This window comes from Niallia sp. MER 6 (genome assembly GCF_023714395.1).
In the GTDB taxonomy this organism is placed as follows: Bacteria; Bacillota; Bacilli; order Bacillales; family Cytobacillaceae; genus Niallia.
Genome location: NZ_JAMAUK010000010.1, coordinates 71,603 through 85,919, shown reverse-complemented (window position 1 = coordinate 85,919; position 14,317 = coordinate 71,603). Strand labels below are relative to the sequence as shown.

Annotated in this window: 11 protein-coding genes and 1 other annotated feature (1 of these 12 only partly in view); of the genes, 4 read left to right on the top strand and 7 right to left on the bottom strand. The window is 37.4% G+C overall.

What is annotated here, in order from left to right; genetic code table 11:
• Nucleotides 1–57, top strand: a binding site (T-box leader) (it extends 164 nt beyond the left edge of the window).
• A 73-nt stretch (nt 58–130) separates the two neighbouring features.
• Together M3600_RS14275 and M3600_RS14270 are read left to right on the top strand one after the other, a co-directional pair.
• A complete protein-coding gene (locus M3600_RS14275) occupies nt 131–1,834 on the top strand; it encodes a 2-isopropylmalate synthase (RefSeq protein WP_251646537.1) in 1,704 nt (567 codons plus the stop codon).
• A 142-nt stretch (nt 1,835–1,976) separates the two neighbouring features.
• The gene (locus M3600_RS14270; RefSeq protein WP_233316945.1) at nt 1,977–2,630 is read left to right on the top strand and encodes an HAD family hydrolase; all 654 of its coding nucleotides are present in this window, start codon (nt 1,977–1,979) and stop codon (nt 2,628–2,630) included.
• A gap of 67 nt (nt 2,631–2,697) precedes the next feature.
• Here the strand turns inward: M3600_RS14270 and M3600_RS14265 are convergent, their stop codons facing one another.
• Complete coding sequence (locus M3600_RS14265) at nt 2,698–3,612, bottom strand: ROK family protein (protein ID WP_233316946.1); 915 nt, start codon at nt 3,610–3,612, stop codon at nt 2,698–2,700.
• 1,085 nt (nt 3,613–4,697) lie between these two features.
• Between M3600_RS14265 and M3600_RS14260 the strand changes: the two genes are divergently transcribed.
• On the top strand, nt 4,698–5,693 hold the full coding sequence (locus tag M3600_RS14260; RefSeq protein WP_251646484.1) for a hypothetical protein: 996 nt from the start codon (nt 4,698–4,700) through the stop codon (nt 5,691–5,693).
• A gap of 67 nt (nt 5,694–5,760) precedes the next feature.
• Here the strand turns inward: M3600_RS14260 and M3600_RS14255 are convergent, their stop codons facing one another.
• The 4 genes from M3600_RS14255 to M3600_RS14240 form a co-directional block, all read right to left on the bottom strand.
• Entirely contained in the window at nt 5,761–6,630 is an 870-nt protein-coding gene (locus tag M3600_RS14255; protein WP_233316949.1) for a methyl-accepting chemotaxis protein, read from the bottom strand.
• Nucleotides 6,631–6,650: 20 nt separating this feature from the next.
• Nucleotides 6,651–8,108 carry a benzaldehyde dehydrogenase gene (gene yfmT / locus M3600_RS14250; RefSeq protein ID WP_251646482.1) on the bottom strand — a complete coding sequence of 486 codons (1,458 nt, stop codon included), beginning with the start codon at nt 8,106–8,108 and terminating at the stop codon, nt 6,651–6,653.
• Nucleotides 8,109–8,570: 462 nt separating this feature from the next.
• Nucleotides 8,571–10,010 (bottom strand): MocR-like pyridoxine biosynthesis transcription factor PdxR, encoded by a 1,440-nt coding sequence (gene pdxR, locus M3600_RS14245; protein ID WP_233316951.1) that lies wholly within the window; start codon nt 10,008–10,010, stop codon nt 8,571–8,573.
• A gap of 241 nt (nt 10,011–10,251) precedes the next feature.
• Entirely contained in the window at nt 10,252–11,838 is a 1,587-nt protein-coding gene (locus M3600_RS14240; RefSeq protein ID WP_233316952.1) for a catalase, read from the bottom strand.
• Nucleotides 11,839–12,086: 248 nt separating this feature from the next.
• On the opposite strand from M3600_RS14240, the gene M3600_RS14235 reads away from it, so the two are divergent.
• Nucleotides 12,087–12,800 carry a CPBP family intramembrane glutamic endopeptidase gene (locus tag M3600_RS14235; protein ID WP_251646480.1) on the top strand — a complete coding sequence of 238 codons (714 nt, stop codon included), beginning with the start codon at nt 12,087–12,089 and terminating at the stop codon, nt 12,798–12,800.
• 57 nt (nt 12,801–12,857) lie between these two features.
• Here M3600_RS14235 and M3600_RS14230 read toward each other — a convergent pair whose 3' ends face one another.
• Nucleotides 12,858–13,598, bottom strand: a complete 741-nt coding sequence (locus M3600_RS14230; protein WP_233316954.1) for an amino acid ABC transporter ATP-binding protein — start codon at nt 13,596–13,598, stop codon at nt 12,858–12,860.
• A complete protein-coding gene (locus M3600_RS14225; RefSeq protein ID WP_251646478.1) occupies nt 13,595–14,305 on the bottom strand; it encodes an ABC transporter permease subunit in 711 nt (236 codons plus the stop codon). The genes M3600_RS14230 and M3600_RS14225 overlap by 4 nt, the downstream gene beginning before the upstream one ends.
• Nucleotides 14,306–14,317: the final 12 nt, after the last annotated feature.

The window sequence follows — 14,317 nt, the reverse complement described above, 5'->3', positions numbered from 1 at the left end:
TATTTCAGGCAGATCAAAAAGAGTGGTACCACGAAGGCAAAGCCTGTCGTCTCTTATTGAGATGATAGGCTTTTTTTATTTTCTTTCAAAATTTCATGAGTAAATTAATTCAAAAAGGTGGTTGGCAGTGATGAAAAATATCGAAAAATATTCCAGAGGTTATTTCACCCCTCCCGTAACAAGTTTGAAATGGACAGAGAAGGAGTATATTGACAAGGCTCCGACATGGTGCAGCGTGGATCTTCGTGACGGAAACCAGGCGCTTGTTGTGCCGATGAGCTTAGAAGAAAAACTGGAATATTTTCAATTGCTGTTAGAAGTAGGCTTTAAAGAAATAGAAGTAGGCTTTCCCGCAGCATCTGATACAGAATACGCCTTTTTGAGGACACTAATTGAACAAAACCTAATCCCAGAAGATGTCACAATCCAAGTGCTTACACAGTCAAGGGAGCATATCATTAAGAAAACCTTTGAATCATTAGAAGGTGTGAATAAAGCTGTTGTGCATCTGTATAATTCCACTTCCGTTGCACAGCGGGAACAAGTATTCCAAAAAACAGAGGAAGAGATCATTGATATTGCTGTGACAGGCGCTAAGCTTTTAAAAAAATATGCGGCTGAAACAGAAGGCAATTTCAAGTTCCAATACTCACCTGAAAGCTTTACTGGAACAGAAATAGAATTCGCCCTAAAGATTTGTAACAGTGTGCTGGATATTTGGCAGCCAACAGCTGAAAACAATGTAATCATCAATCTGCCTGCAACGGTTTCTATGTCCATGCCTCATGTATACGCAAGTCAAATTGAGTACATGAGCGAAAATTTAAGCTTTAGGGACAATGTAATCCTGTCTCTTCATCCACATAATGACAGAGGAACAGGCGTTGCAGATGCTGAGCTTGGGATGCTTGCAGGTGCTCAAAGAGTGGAAGGCACATTGTTTGGAAACGGTGAAAGAACAGGTAATGTTGACATTGTTACACTAGCATTGAACATGTATTCCCATGGAATTGATCCACAGCTGAATTTCGATAACATTCCTAGCATTCTAGAAAAGTATGAGAAATTGACTAGAATGACGGTTCATGAAAGACATCCATACGGCGGTGAGCTAGTGTTCACAGCGTTCTCCGGTTCCCATCAGGATGCTATTGCTAAAGGGATGAAATGGCGTGAAGAAAAGGAACGCGACTATTGGACAGTCCCTTATCTTTTAATTGATCCAAAGGATATCGGCAGACAATATGAAGGAGATATTATCCGAATTAACAGCCAATCAGGCAAGGGCGGAATCGGTTATATACTTAAACAGAATTACGGCTTGGATCTGCCTGCAAAAATGCGTGAGAGCTTCGGATATGCTGTCAAAAAAGTTTCAGACAGCCTTCATAAGGAGCTTATGCCAGATGAAATTCATAACATATTTATAGAGGAATATGTCAATATCAGCTCGCCTATTGAGTATATCGAGTATAGATTTTCACAAAATGACAGCTATGACACAACCGTGTCAGTTAAACAGAATGGAGCTGTACAGGAATTCAGCGGTACAGGAAATGGCCGACTTGATGCCATCAGCAATGCCCTTCAATCTTCGTTAGGTATCCAATATAAAGACCTTGTTTATACAGAGCATGCCCTAGAAACAGGCTCTGAATCGAAAGCAGTTTCCTATGTAGGCTTTGCAACCGATAAAGGCGCTATTTATTGGGGATGCGGAATTGATGCTGACATCATGACTTCCTCCATTAAGGCATTATTCAGTGCCGTTAACAAAATGGTTAGCAGTGAACAGCCTGCAACAAAGCAAGGATATTCCTTGTCGAACAGCTAAGTGAAATAAAAAAACCTGCCTTTGTGTGGGGTTTTTTTATGTTTATTTAGATTATGTTAATATTATGAAGTGTAAGGGTACGTATTGAACCCCTACATACTCTCATGTTAATGTTAACAAAAGTGTATCTAAGGAGGAACATATGATAAAAGGTATCATCTTCGACTTTGACGGGCTTATTTTTGACACAGAAACACATCAGTATCATTTATTGCAAGAGCTGTTTGCAGAACACAGCTGTGAATTGCCATTAGAATTATGGCAAAAGGAAATAGGCACACACACCGATTTTTCCCCATACGTATACCTGGAAGAGCAAGCTAAGAAAAAACTGGACTTAGCGGTAATAGAAAGTACCTTCAAAGAGAACTTTTTGAAAAAGCTGGCATCAGAACAGGAGCGACCAGGAGTAAGAGATTATCTGGAAACAGCCAAATCAGCAGGCTTAAAAATCGGCCTTGCATCCAGCTCCAATTATGAGTGGGTTTCAAGTCATTTAAAAAGATTAGGTCTATTTGATTACTTTGACTGTATCAAAACCTCTGATGATGTAGAAAAAGTAAAACCAGATCCAGCACTTTACATAGAAGCAGCCCGCTGCCTGGGATTGGAGCCGAAAGAATGTATCGCATTTGAAGATTCAGCACACGGAGCGCAAGCTGCAAAAACAGCAGGCTTGAATATTGTCATATTCCCAAACGAAGTAACAAATGCCATGCAGTTCTGTGAAGTGGATTACCGCTTTGATTCCATGCTGGCAATGCCGCTTAGTGAATTGGTTAGTAAGTATAAGTAATAGAGAGCAAAAGAGGAATACCCCCATACAGGAGGCTATTCCTCTTTTTCCTCTTTTTCCATACCAGTTAAATTTCTTTAATCACTATTTCCTTTTCTCTATTAACAAAAAAGTGATAAAGTGCACCATAAAGATTAGCATCGTTTTGAAACTTACAGACTGTAATGTTAGGATTTGCCATATGGAGCGGGTTCTGTTTTTTTATTTCCTCTAATGCCCATTTTGTTCTTTCAATAAGTATTGGCTGTGCGCTGATACCGCCGCCAATCGCAAAGATTTCCGGATCTAATATATATTGCAAGTTTAATATTTGAGAAGCAAGATAAATACAAAATCCATCAAAAATAGCATTCGCTTCTTCATCTTGGTTGATGATGTATTCAAATACCGCTTCACCGTCCGTTGGATCGTCCAAATTCTTTGCTTCACCAATACGGCGCACCATTTGCACTGCCGAACAATCAGAGCCAAAGTATTGGGCTTTTCTTGTTTCCATGTTGATTTTATCCATTACAAAGCTCATTTCACCTGCTGAGAGATTAACCCCTCGATGCAGCTTGCCGTCAATAACTATACCTCCGCCTACACCGCTGCCAAGCACTAAGACAACTGCATCCTTAGCACCATTAATGCTGCCAAGCCATAGTTCAGCTAATGCCGCACATTTACCATCATTTTCAATGGTAACATCCTTTCCATATCTATCCCCAATTCTTTTCGCTAGATTCACTTCATGAAGAAACGGGAAAGATCCACCATGATAAATCGTGCCAGTCTCTACATCCACTGTCCCTGGACAGCTGACAGCAATTCCTTTTACTGCAGATAAATCATGATTATCCAAGATACTGAACAACACCTCTTCAAAATCAGCCAAATTCGTACGAGGCATTGGTTTTTTCCCTTTAGAAGAAATATTTCCTGCAGTATCCATCAACGCATATTTAACAAATGTTCCACCGATATCTAGTACGAAATACATGTATAATTCTCCTAGTCTTTTTTAATAATTTTTAGTTTATCAGAATAGTTGAAGTACTATTATATTTCGCCATAGAAATGGATTTTTCCTTTTTTAATGAATAGGCATTTTACTATTACTCATTCCTTCCCTAAAGCTAGGACTCATACTAAAAGTGCGAACACTTATAACCTAATTCCCCTATTCAAAAGCTATATATTTATCATAAAAAACACCTTGTGTTGTGAAAAGATAAGGACTAAGCCAAAGAATACTTATCCTAAAGTAAAGCAACTTATAATTTATTTTTGTTTTTTGAGGTAATTTTCCTATTCTCCCTTTATATAAAAAATGTTTTTGTCTAAATTAAGAACAAAATATACAAATATCCAAATTTTGATGTAAGTTTTTGATTTTTATAGTAAGTTATTTCGTTAATTCAGGAAATTTGCTCTAAAACCCTTTAAGAAAAACAAACCTTCAACAAATATTCAAACTTGTTCGTCCATATTATGAACGATTACACAAGTTTATTTTAGACATGTTCAGATTAATATATGATTGTTTTGTAACATCAAAATATTTATAAAAGGAGTGTGGATTAAACAATGTCAAAGTTGTAATTTCTTTTGCTATCGCCCTTGGATTATTAGCAAGTTCAGTAAGTGCTACTGATGTAAAAAATGAGGATGTTGAAGGACCAGCAATCACCTTAGAGGACGAGTCTAGTATTAGCAACAGTGCTTCAGCAAGAGCTGTTTCTTCAGGTAAGGGAACTTTAACTGGTTCCAATCCATTAGGACTTAAACCTCGTGCTTCTGCTTCAACAACTGTTAATAGCGGTACAGCTTATTTTTTAAAGGCTAAAGTTAATAGTAACAATAATGGTACTTCTACAAGTTCAACCGGATGGCATAGTTTAAATAATACTAGTAAGGTGAGTACTTCAAAACTAGTAGCCTCTACAGAAAAAGCTACTTTCCACGGATATCATCAATTAAAGAAAAAGAAAACATCATCGTTAGAAACAGCTAACACAACTTTAAAATTCTAAAATTAAAAGCTACAGACATTTCTGTAGCTTTATTTAACGGAAGGAGATGTCGTTGATTAATTTTCTATTTAGAAAAAAAACATTTTTTTTAGCTTTATTACTTTTAATTGTAGTGATTTTTTTAATTATACATTTAAATTTGTCTAAAAATTCAGAACGAAGAGAAGAAACAGGCAATATAAAGATTTCTAATGTACCTCAAGATAGCTTAGACCTAGGCGCAGGTTATTCACTAGAATTAAACAGTCTAGTCATAGAACAAGAAAGCCAAGTATATGGAACCATTGTAATGGATAGCCCGCAAGATAAATTAGAAGTTCACTTTGACAATCGAGGAAATACTGGTAACTATATTTTAAAAGTATTATATGATTACGAAGAAGTCGATTTTAAAATTGATAATAAAAATTATCAGAGCTCATACCCCTTTCATTTGGAGACAGGTAAATCAATTAGGTTTCCAATTGAGCTAGCCTCAAATATAACTGCAGATAAGCATTCACATAAGCTATTAGTGGCTGTCTATGCATCTCCTGAAAAAAATGCAAGTACAATTGAAGCCATGACAAATGAATATGGAATGACCCTAGACTATGAGATTACTTTTAATAAAAGCAATCAATCGTTTAACTCTAATAAGGAGTATACTTCTCCTGAAAAAAAGATAAAAGCTGAATATCAAGGATTAATGGTAAATGAAAATTTTAATAATTTTAAAGAAATATTATATCCGCCATACAACCTAAAAGCCAAAAAGGGTGAAAAAATTAAACTAGCTTATAACGCTGGAAAATATCCAGAGGCAAAGGATTATTTAATTATAAGTATGTTAGATTGGAAACAAATAGAGATGAATGGTGCTCCTTATTTATTTATAAAAAATGATCCTAATTTTATTGATTACGGCACATTTTTTATTACAGCTCCGGATAAAGAGGGGTTATATGAATATTCTGCAGTTATTGTCCCAGATCCATATAAACATAAAAATGATGAGTATTATTCTTCTATAGAAACCGGTTATCGTTTTACGATAGAGGTTGAATAGCAATGAACAAACCAATTGATATAAAAAAAGAATTCACTGCACATACCAGTGAATTCTTTTTTTGCTTCTAGTTATTTGTCTGTATCGATTTCTCAGCTAATTCTGCCAGCTCTTGAGCGGTTTTGCTCATTTCTTGCATGGTTGCAGAGAATTCTTGAATGGAACCAGCCTGCGTATCTGTTAATTTATTAATATTATTAAACGCATTTCCCAGGTCTTTAATTAAGTTCTGAATGGTTTTTGTAATATCGTTAATTTGACCAACATTATCTTTAGAATTAGTGGCCAGTTTCCTAATTTCATTTGCTACAACTGAGAAGCCTTTACCAGAGTCTCCGGCTCTGGCTGCTTCAATTGCAGCATTTAGGCCTAACAGGTTGCTCTGGTCTGATATTCCTTTTACTACAGTCGATATGTTTCCAATTTCCTCAGCACTGTTGCTTACTTGGCTTATTTGAGAGGAAACTTCTGTTACTTGTTCAGAAAGCTGGGAGACAGATGTACTGATTTCCTCGATGGATGCTGCTGTCTCTTCCACAATAGCCGAAAAACTTTCAGCCATTTCATAAAGCTGGTTTGCCTTCTCTAGACTTGTCCCTAAACCGACTCCCCCTATTACTCTTCCATTCTCGTCATGTAAAGGGATGGCTCTTGCTATCAATGGAAAACCAAATAATTCTTTCGGTACCATCGCCGCTTTGGCTTCATTACGTCTCACTGCCTCTGTAATGATGTCACCTTCCGCTAATGGATCCCCAGGAGTTACATTCAAAGAAAAACTCTTACCAGGCACATTCATTAATAATTTTTCCGTATCATAAATTCCGATAGTGATATCGTCTTGGACTAAATTATTTAAATAAGGTGCTACTTTAATAAAAGCCTCCAGCAATTCAGAAGTTACAGCACCTTTATTTTCCTCTTTTACATCTATCATTTCTCCACCTCTTTCTATCATTAATAAGGGAATAACCTTTGTCCGTAATTAACGGAAATCCATTTTAATGTCGTAAACTCCTCTAAACTCCACTCACCGTTTAAGCGGCCAAGCCCTGATTGTTTTTCACCGCCAAAGGCTACGATTGGTTCATCGTTAATCGTTACGTCATTTACATGAATCATACCAGTATGGATTTTCTTAGAAATTTCTACTCCTCTTTCCACATTAGCTGTGTGAATAGCACCGCTCAATCCGAAAGGTGTATTGTTAGCAATAGTGATGGCTTCTTCATCCGTGCTGAAAGGTATGACACAAACTAACGGGCCAAACAATTCTTCTTGAGTTAGTTTAGATTCTGGATCTTTTACTTCAAGTATAGTAGGCTCTACTAATCTCCCTTTAATTTTTCCTCTTAACAATGGATTTGCACCTTCTTTTATCGCAGTTTCAATAATGTCTGCTAATACTTGTGCCTGTCTGTCATTGATTACAGGTCCAATTACTGTCTCTGGGTCTCTAGGATCCCCTGTTTTCAATGACGCTGCCTTTTGAACATATTTGTCAATAAATGTGGAATAAATGGATTCATGCACTAGAATACGATTTGCAGACATGCAAATTTGTCCTTGATGGGTAAATCGACTAAAAGTTGCAGCATTAACTGCATATTCTAAATCAGCATCTTCCATCACAATAAACGCGCTATTGCCGCCAAGTTCAAGTAATGGCTTTTTAAAGTTTTTCACAGCTAATTGGCCAATATAGCTTCCGACTTTAGTTGAACCAGTAAATGAAATGATCCGAGGAATTGGGTGTTCTACAAATGTATCTCCAATTTCTTTAATATCTGTGACTACTACATTTAATAGCCCTTTCGGAACTCCTGCTTCTTCAAAAATTTTGCCAATAAGTGTTCCGCCTGTTACTGGCGAATGTTCATGTGGCTTTAAGACAACACCATTTCCCGCTCCTAAAGCAGGTGCTACTGATTTAACTGATAAGAAGAAAGGAAAATTAAATGGACTAATTACCCCTACTACACCTGCTGGAATTCTATATAATCTGTTTTCTTTCCCATCCTCTACAGAAGGCAAGATTTTACCTTCCATACGCAATGGGAAAGTTGCAGCTTCCTTTATCATATTTTTTACTAAACCAATTTCAAACGCTGCTTTAAGTTTTGTGCCACCAAGTTCGTCGATGATTAGGTCTGTAATTTCTTCTTCATGTGCTTCTATGTAAGATACTGCTTTCTCGAGGATATCCCGCTTCTTATAAGGATTTACCTTATCCCATTCTTCCTTTGCCTTCTCTGCTGCACGGTATGCCAGATCCACATCGGATTTGTCTGCGATAATAAAGCTTGTTAAAATCTCATCATTATAAGGATTAATGTTTTCCATCGCTTTGCCGCTATTACCATCTCGCCACTCACCGTTTATAAACTGCTTTCCTAATGATTCAAAACTTAACATATTGAATATCCTCCTTTAATTGTGTAAAAGATTTGCTTGCAGATACATGCTCCTGCATTCCTCTAATAAAAAAACTAAGCACTAACTTTATTTATCAATCGATAAGCAAAATGTATAAACAGTGCTAATTTGTTTCAAGAAGATACTGCATAAAAGAAAGTGCTACCATAATACTAGAAAATCGGTAAAAGCTTTTTCTAGCATACTGTTGTTATTGTATCCTCCTAAGCTATAATTTATCGTAAAAGCTGTAAAACACATTTACCATAATTACTAAATAACAACATTGTTGGTATATTATTCTTTAATAATTATTTCGTCATAAATAAATCGATCTAAATAGTTCTAAATACCTAATCGATAATGGTAATCATACTCATTAATACTGTTTTCCACACAAAAAAGCCGATTAATGGATGATTAATCGGCTAAAATTTTATTTTTCATATATTAATTCTATGTTTAGGTGCTGGTTATTTTTCTTAATGCCTTAGCAAGCCTGTTTATACCGACCGGGATTTCTTGATCGTCTACTTTACCGTATGTTAACCGCATATAGCCAGATTTCGTGCCTAAGATAGAGCCGGGTGTGAATATAACCCCCTCTTCAATCGATTGTTCTAACAAGCGAATTTCGTCCATTCCGCCAGTTAATCTGCACCATAAATGGATACCTCCGTGGGGAAAATAGTAGTCAACTTGCTCTCCCAGAATTTCTGCTATACTATCTATCATAATATCCCGTTTTTGCTCCAATTTGCTTTTTAAAGCCTCAATATGCTCTGTAAAGTAATCAGAACGTAAGAATTCAGTGCCAATCCATTGGGAGAAGACAGAATGCCCGAAATCAAACTGCTGTTTTGCATCTGCAAGCCTCTCTATAACGGGAGTTGGTCCGATTACCCAGCCAATTCTGAAACCAGAAGCAGCAATTTTAGTTAAGGAGCTTATATACAGGACATTCCCATTTTCATCTAATGACTTTAATGTATTTGTATCTTCCTCTGTATAGTTAAGGAGACTATATGGATCATCCTCGACAATGGGGATGCCGAATTCTGAGGAAATATCTAATATTCTTTTCCGTTTAGCAGCAGGCAAAATCATCCCTGTAGGATTCTGGAAGATAGGATTCAAAAATATCATTTTTATTTGATGCTTTTTGTGCAAATCAATAAGCTCCTCTGGATTAATACCTTTTTTGCTTACATCCAAATGAAATACCTTTAGCCCTGCTGATTTAAAAATCGGTAAACTGTAGTGATAAGACGGATTTTCAATAACTACAGCATCCCCTGGTTTCAAAAGACATTCAATAATTAGATGAATAGCCTGTTGGGCTCCTGAAGTAACTAGAATGGAATCGGGGGTAGTTACTATCCCCTTATCGCGTTTTACATGATCACTGATCGTTTTACGAAGCTCAATATTCCCTTGTGGATGATCGTATCCTAAGTGGCCAGTAAAACTTTGGGAATTGATTATTTTTTTGACATAATCCTCCGGCATAAGTTCATTTGAAAGCTCACCGCTGGCAAAATTCACAAGACTAGACTCCTCAGATATATGTCTTATCCGCTGAGCAACAGGCATATTAGCCTGAAAAGAACCTCTTTCTATATATTTATTCCAGCTTGGGATTCGCCTTTTTGTCAGCCCCCATATATCCTTGCTGACAATCGTCCCGCTCCCTCGCTTTCTTTCGACTAGACCATTTGCTTCCAGCTCTGAATAGGCTGCAACAATTGTACTGCGGTTGACCTTATAAGCCTCTGCAAGCTTACGTTCGGATGGCAATGGTTTATCAATCGGAAACAATCCATTCTGTATCCCTTGTTCTATATGCTCTGCAATCTGCTTATAAACGGCTTTTCCTTTACTTTTATCTGGTTTCCAATCCATTTTTTTGAATCTCCAGTAATTAATTATTTTTCATTCACTATCATTTATTCTTCTCTTAATTTGCCTAGAATTAATATTATATACTATCCGTTTACTCCTTTTAAATATCACTTTTATAACTTTGGCACGTTATCATGGTTAATCACAAATAAAAAACCCTTCAGGGAGAAATGCAGCATCTCTCGTTAATGAGAGTTTATGCTGCTCTCTACCTAAAGGGTGTTCTTTACGTGTATATCAATTAATAAGGATCTGCATCATGCCCCTTTTCAACCGCTTGCTCTGGTGCTTTATCACTTTCCTTGTTTCCTAATGGATGACTGCTAGGCTTATCGCTTGCAGCATTAGCCAATCCTTCTCGCAAACGGTGCCCGTATTCCTCGTCTGCCTCTTCAGCAAGTGCAATCATTGCATCTTGAATTCTTTGATCACATTGAGACAAGTCTCCGACAAGATTGGAGATTAATTCATCCTTTTCCCATTGTTCAAATTCCCTGTACGTTTGACCTGCTTGTTTTGTATTGTCGTTTCGGTCAATAGATTCGCGGACAAGATTACCCTCAACTCTTGGACTATAATCCTTGCCAGAAGGCTCTGCTTCCTTCAAGCCGCCGAGAATAGAAGGTTCATAGTTAATATGCTTGTCCTTTCGGTCCACATGATACTGCATTTGACCGCCGCTTTGATTAGTAGCAACTCTCTTCTTCGGTGCATTGATTGGGAGCTGAAGATAATTTGCTCCTACACGGTGGCGCTGTGTATCAGAATAAGAGAATGTTCGTCCTTGAAGCATTTTATCATCTGAGAACTCTAAGCCGTCCACAAGGACACCTGTACCAAATGCTGCCTGCTCTACTTCTGCAAAATAGTCTTCTGGATTTTTGTTAAGAACCATCTTACCTACTGGAATCCAAGGGAACTCATCTTTCGGCCACAGCTTCGTATCATCAAGCGGGTCAAAGTCTAGCTCAGGATGTTCTTCATCGCTCATAAATTGAACAAACAGCTCCCACTCTGGGTAATCCCCTTGTTCGATGGCATTGTATAAGTCTTGAGTGGCATGATTGAAATTAGTAGCCTGAATTTCATTGGCTTCCTTTTGAGTAAGATTCTTAATTCCTTGCTTTGGTTCCCAATGGTATTTCACCAGAACCGATTCTCCTTCGCTGTTCACCCATTTATATGTATTGACACCTGATCCCTGCATCATGCGGTAGTTTGCGGGAATTCCCCAAGGAGAATAAACGAAAGTCACCATATGGAATGTTTCCGGTGAGCTTGCACAAAAATCGAAGAACCGCTCTGGACTTTGAATATTCGTGACTGGGTCTGGCTTAAAGGCATGTATCATATCAGGAAACTTCATTGCATCACGAATAAAGAATATCTTCAAGTTATTTCCGACAAGATCCCAGTTTCCGTCTTCTGTATAGAATTTCACAGCAAACCCTCTTGGATCACGAAGCGTTTCCGGTGAATGCCCTCCATGTATGACAGATGAAAAACGAACAAAGACAGGAGTACGCTTGCCTTTTTCTTGGAAAAGCTTAGCACGTGTATATTTGGAGATATGTTCATCCCCAGCTGTGCCATATGCCTCGAAATAACCGTGAGCACCTGCACCACGGGCATGTACAACACGCTCTGGAACACGCTCCCTGTCAAAATGACTAATTTTTTCAATGAAATTATAATTCTCTAACGTTGCGGGACCTCTGTTGCCGACAGTCCGAATATTCTGGTTATTCGTTACAGGATGTCCCTGTCTATTCGTTAATGTATCTTCGTTTTCTCGTTTATTTTCATTCTTTGACTGTTCGTTTCTCAACCTTCTTCATCCCTTTCTCATTACTATTTGGACAATATTGTCCAATTTTATCCTATGAAACTATTACCCCGTTTTTATTAAAATAATCCTTATTTAAGAATAAATATAAAAAAGCGTCAGGTATTTTCCTTTAACCTTAACATTTCTTACATTAGCTTGATTACATTCACCAATAACCACCCTTTTGCTATGAACTGGAAAATAAATCTAGTATAATTGTTTTATTATTGTTTTAAGGAGACATGCTTTTGAAAACACTCATCAAAAATAAATACATATGGATTTTTATTACATACTTATTGATGATGACAATTTTTCCGATAGGGATTAAATTACTTTTTTACTTAGTTGGAGTAGGAACAACGAAGGAGGTAGCTTTTGGGGATTATCAAATCAGCAGTCCAATGCTGAGCGTTGTTCTTAACCTTCTCATTCTATTTTTCATATTAGGATTTATCGTTTTTCTCTATGTAAAAACGTCATTATTACAGTGGAAAAAACCAATTGTAAAAGGTAAAGATCTGTTATATGCTGTTTATGTTTTTTTCGGAGGAAAAATAGCAACTGCGATTGTAGTTGTCATTATCTCTTTGTTGTTCGGTCTGAATATGGAGGAAGCTCCGCAAAACCAGCAAGCGGTAGAGCAAATGATTCGTACAAGCTTCATTACTGTTATTCAAGTAACGATACTTGCGCCAATTATTGAGGAATTTTTCTTCCGCAAAGTTATCATTGGACATATTTTCACCAAGCATAAATATTTAGGATTATTGTTTAGCTCCATATTATTTGGCGGTATGCATATGCTTGCCGGTTTCTCTTTGCCTGGGATGATATTGTACAGCGGGTTAGGATTTTTCTTAGGCTTAGTCTATATAAAGACAAATCGTTTAGAAACTTCCATCATTGCGCATGGTTTTAATAACTTTATATCCTACTTATTAGTACTTATTGTTCGATAGCAATAAATAAAAAACATCCCAATTGATTAGCTGCTTACACAATTGGGATGTTTACTGTTATCTTTCATAGGAAAACCTAGCAAGGAATTGTTTTGTTCGTTCTTCCTTTGTTTGTTCAAAAACTTCCTTTGGGGTGCCTTGCTCAACAATGACACCATCTTCCATAAAAACGATTCTGTCGGCAATGTCATATGCAAAGCTCATTTCATGTGTGACAATAACCATTGTGACACCACTTTCGGCAACCTTTTTTATGACATCTAGTGTTTCTCCGACTAATTCTGGATCAAGGGCGGAGGTAGGTTCATCGAATAGAATGACCTCTGGATTCAAAGCAAGTGCCCTCGCAATACCGACACGCTGCTGCTGACCGCCTGACAGCTGGTGGGGATAAAAATCCTCCTTATCCTTTAGGCCGACCTTTTCCAGCAGTTCTAATCCAGTTTGATACGCTTTATCCTTTGACACCTTCCTAGCTATCACTAGTCCTTCCATAATGTTTTCTATCGCTGTTTTATGGAGGAATAAGTCATATTGCTGAAAGACCATCGCTGTCTTTCGTCTGAGCTCCAATATATCTTTAGAACTTGCCTTCTTGAAATGAACCCTTTTATCACTTATTGTCAGCTCGCCGGAATCTGCCCTTTCCAGAAAATTCAGGCATCTCAAGAAAGTTGTTTTACCTGAACCACTTGGGCCTAGTATGACGACAACCTCACCCTTTTTTATTTGCAGATCAATTCCTTTAAGAATTTCATTTTTCCCGAACTTTTTGGAGATTTTTTTAATTTCTATCATGCGAAGCCTCTCCTTTTGCTGCGGCTGAAATAACGTTCATAGCCGGATGATATTCCCTCTAGTGCGGCACAAACGGGCCAGTAAATTAAGGATGCAGCCACATAAGCTTCTAGGAAGCGATAATTGACGTTTGCCTCAATTAGCGCACCATTCAATATATCAACAACTGAAACCATCGATACTAAAGAGGATGCCTTAATCAAGGAAATTAGCGTACTGTTTATCATAGGAAAGGCAATCGGAAATACTTGCGGAATTACTACTCTCCTAATTACTTGTGCCCCAGATAGTCCTATTGAATATGCAGCATCAAACTGTCCTTTTGGGATGGCAGACAGTGATCCTCTAAAGATTTCAGACAAACCGCTAGTGGCGTATAATGTTAAAGCAAAAATTGCTACCCATCTTCTGTCAATATTTTTGAAGCTGATATCCCATGACCAAGACTTTGCCAGCTGATCCAACATATCGGAACTGATAATATAAGTAACTAATAAAATAAGAATGACAGGAATCGCTTTAAAGATGGTCACAAACCACTTAAAGAAAGTGGAAAGGACCGAGATTTCATAAAATCGTACAAGCGCAATGACAAGACCAAACACTGAACCTAATATCAAAGGCAAAAATCCTAGCAGCAAGGTTGTTGGCAAATATTGCAGTGCCGCAGCCAAAGCCTTAAACATAAATGGGAAATCAAAATCCATATCATTTCCCTC

Bases quoted from the DNA above. Each gene is read 5' to 3' on its own strand.
- M3600_RS14275 (WP_251646537.1), top strand. From the start codon at position 131: ATGAAAAATATCGAAAAATATTCCAGAGGTTATTTCACCCCTCCCGTA.
- M3600_RS14270 (WP_233316945.1), top strand. From the start codon at position 1,977: ATGATAAAAGGTATCATCTTCGACTTTGACGGGCTTATTTTTGACACA.
- M3600_RS14255 (WP_233316949.1), bottom strand. From the start codon at position 6,630: ATGATAGATGTAAAAGAGGAAAATAAAGGTGCTGTAACTTCTGAATTG.
- M3600_RS14225 (WP_251646478.1), bottom strand. From the start codon at position 14,305: ATGGATTTTGATTTCCCATTTATGTTTAAGGCTTTGGCTGCGGCACTG.
- pdxR (WP_233316951.1), bottom strand. From the start codon at position 10,010: ATGGATTGGAAACCAGATAAAAGTAAAGGAAAAGCCGTTTATAAGCAG.
- M3600_RS14265 (WP_233316946.1), bottom strand. From the start codon at position 3,612: ATGTATTTCGTACTAGATATCGGTGGAACATTTGTTAAATATGCGTTG.
- M3600_RS14230 (WP_233316954.1), bottom strand. From the start codon at position 13,598: ATGATAGAAATTAAAAAAATCTCCAAAAAGTTCGGGAAAAATGAAATT.
- yfmT (WP_251646482.1), bottom strand. From the start codon at position 8,108: ATGTTAAGTTTTGAATCATTAGGAAAGCAGTTTATAAACGGTGAGTGG.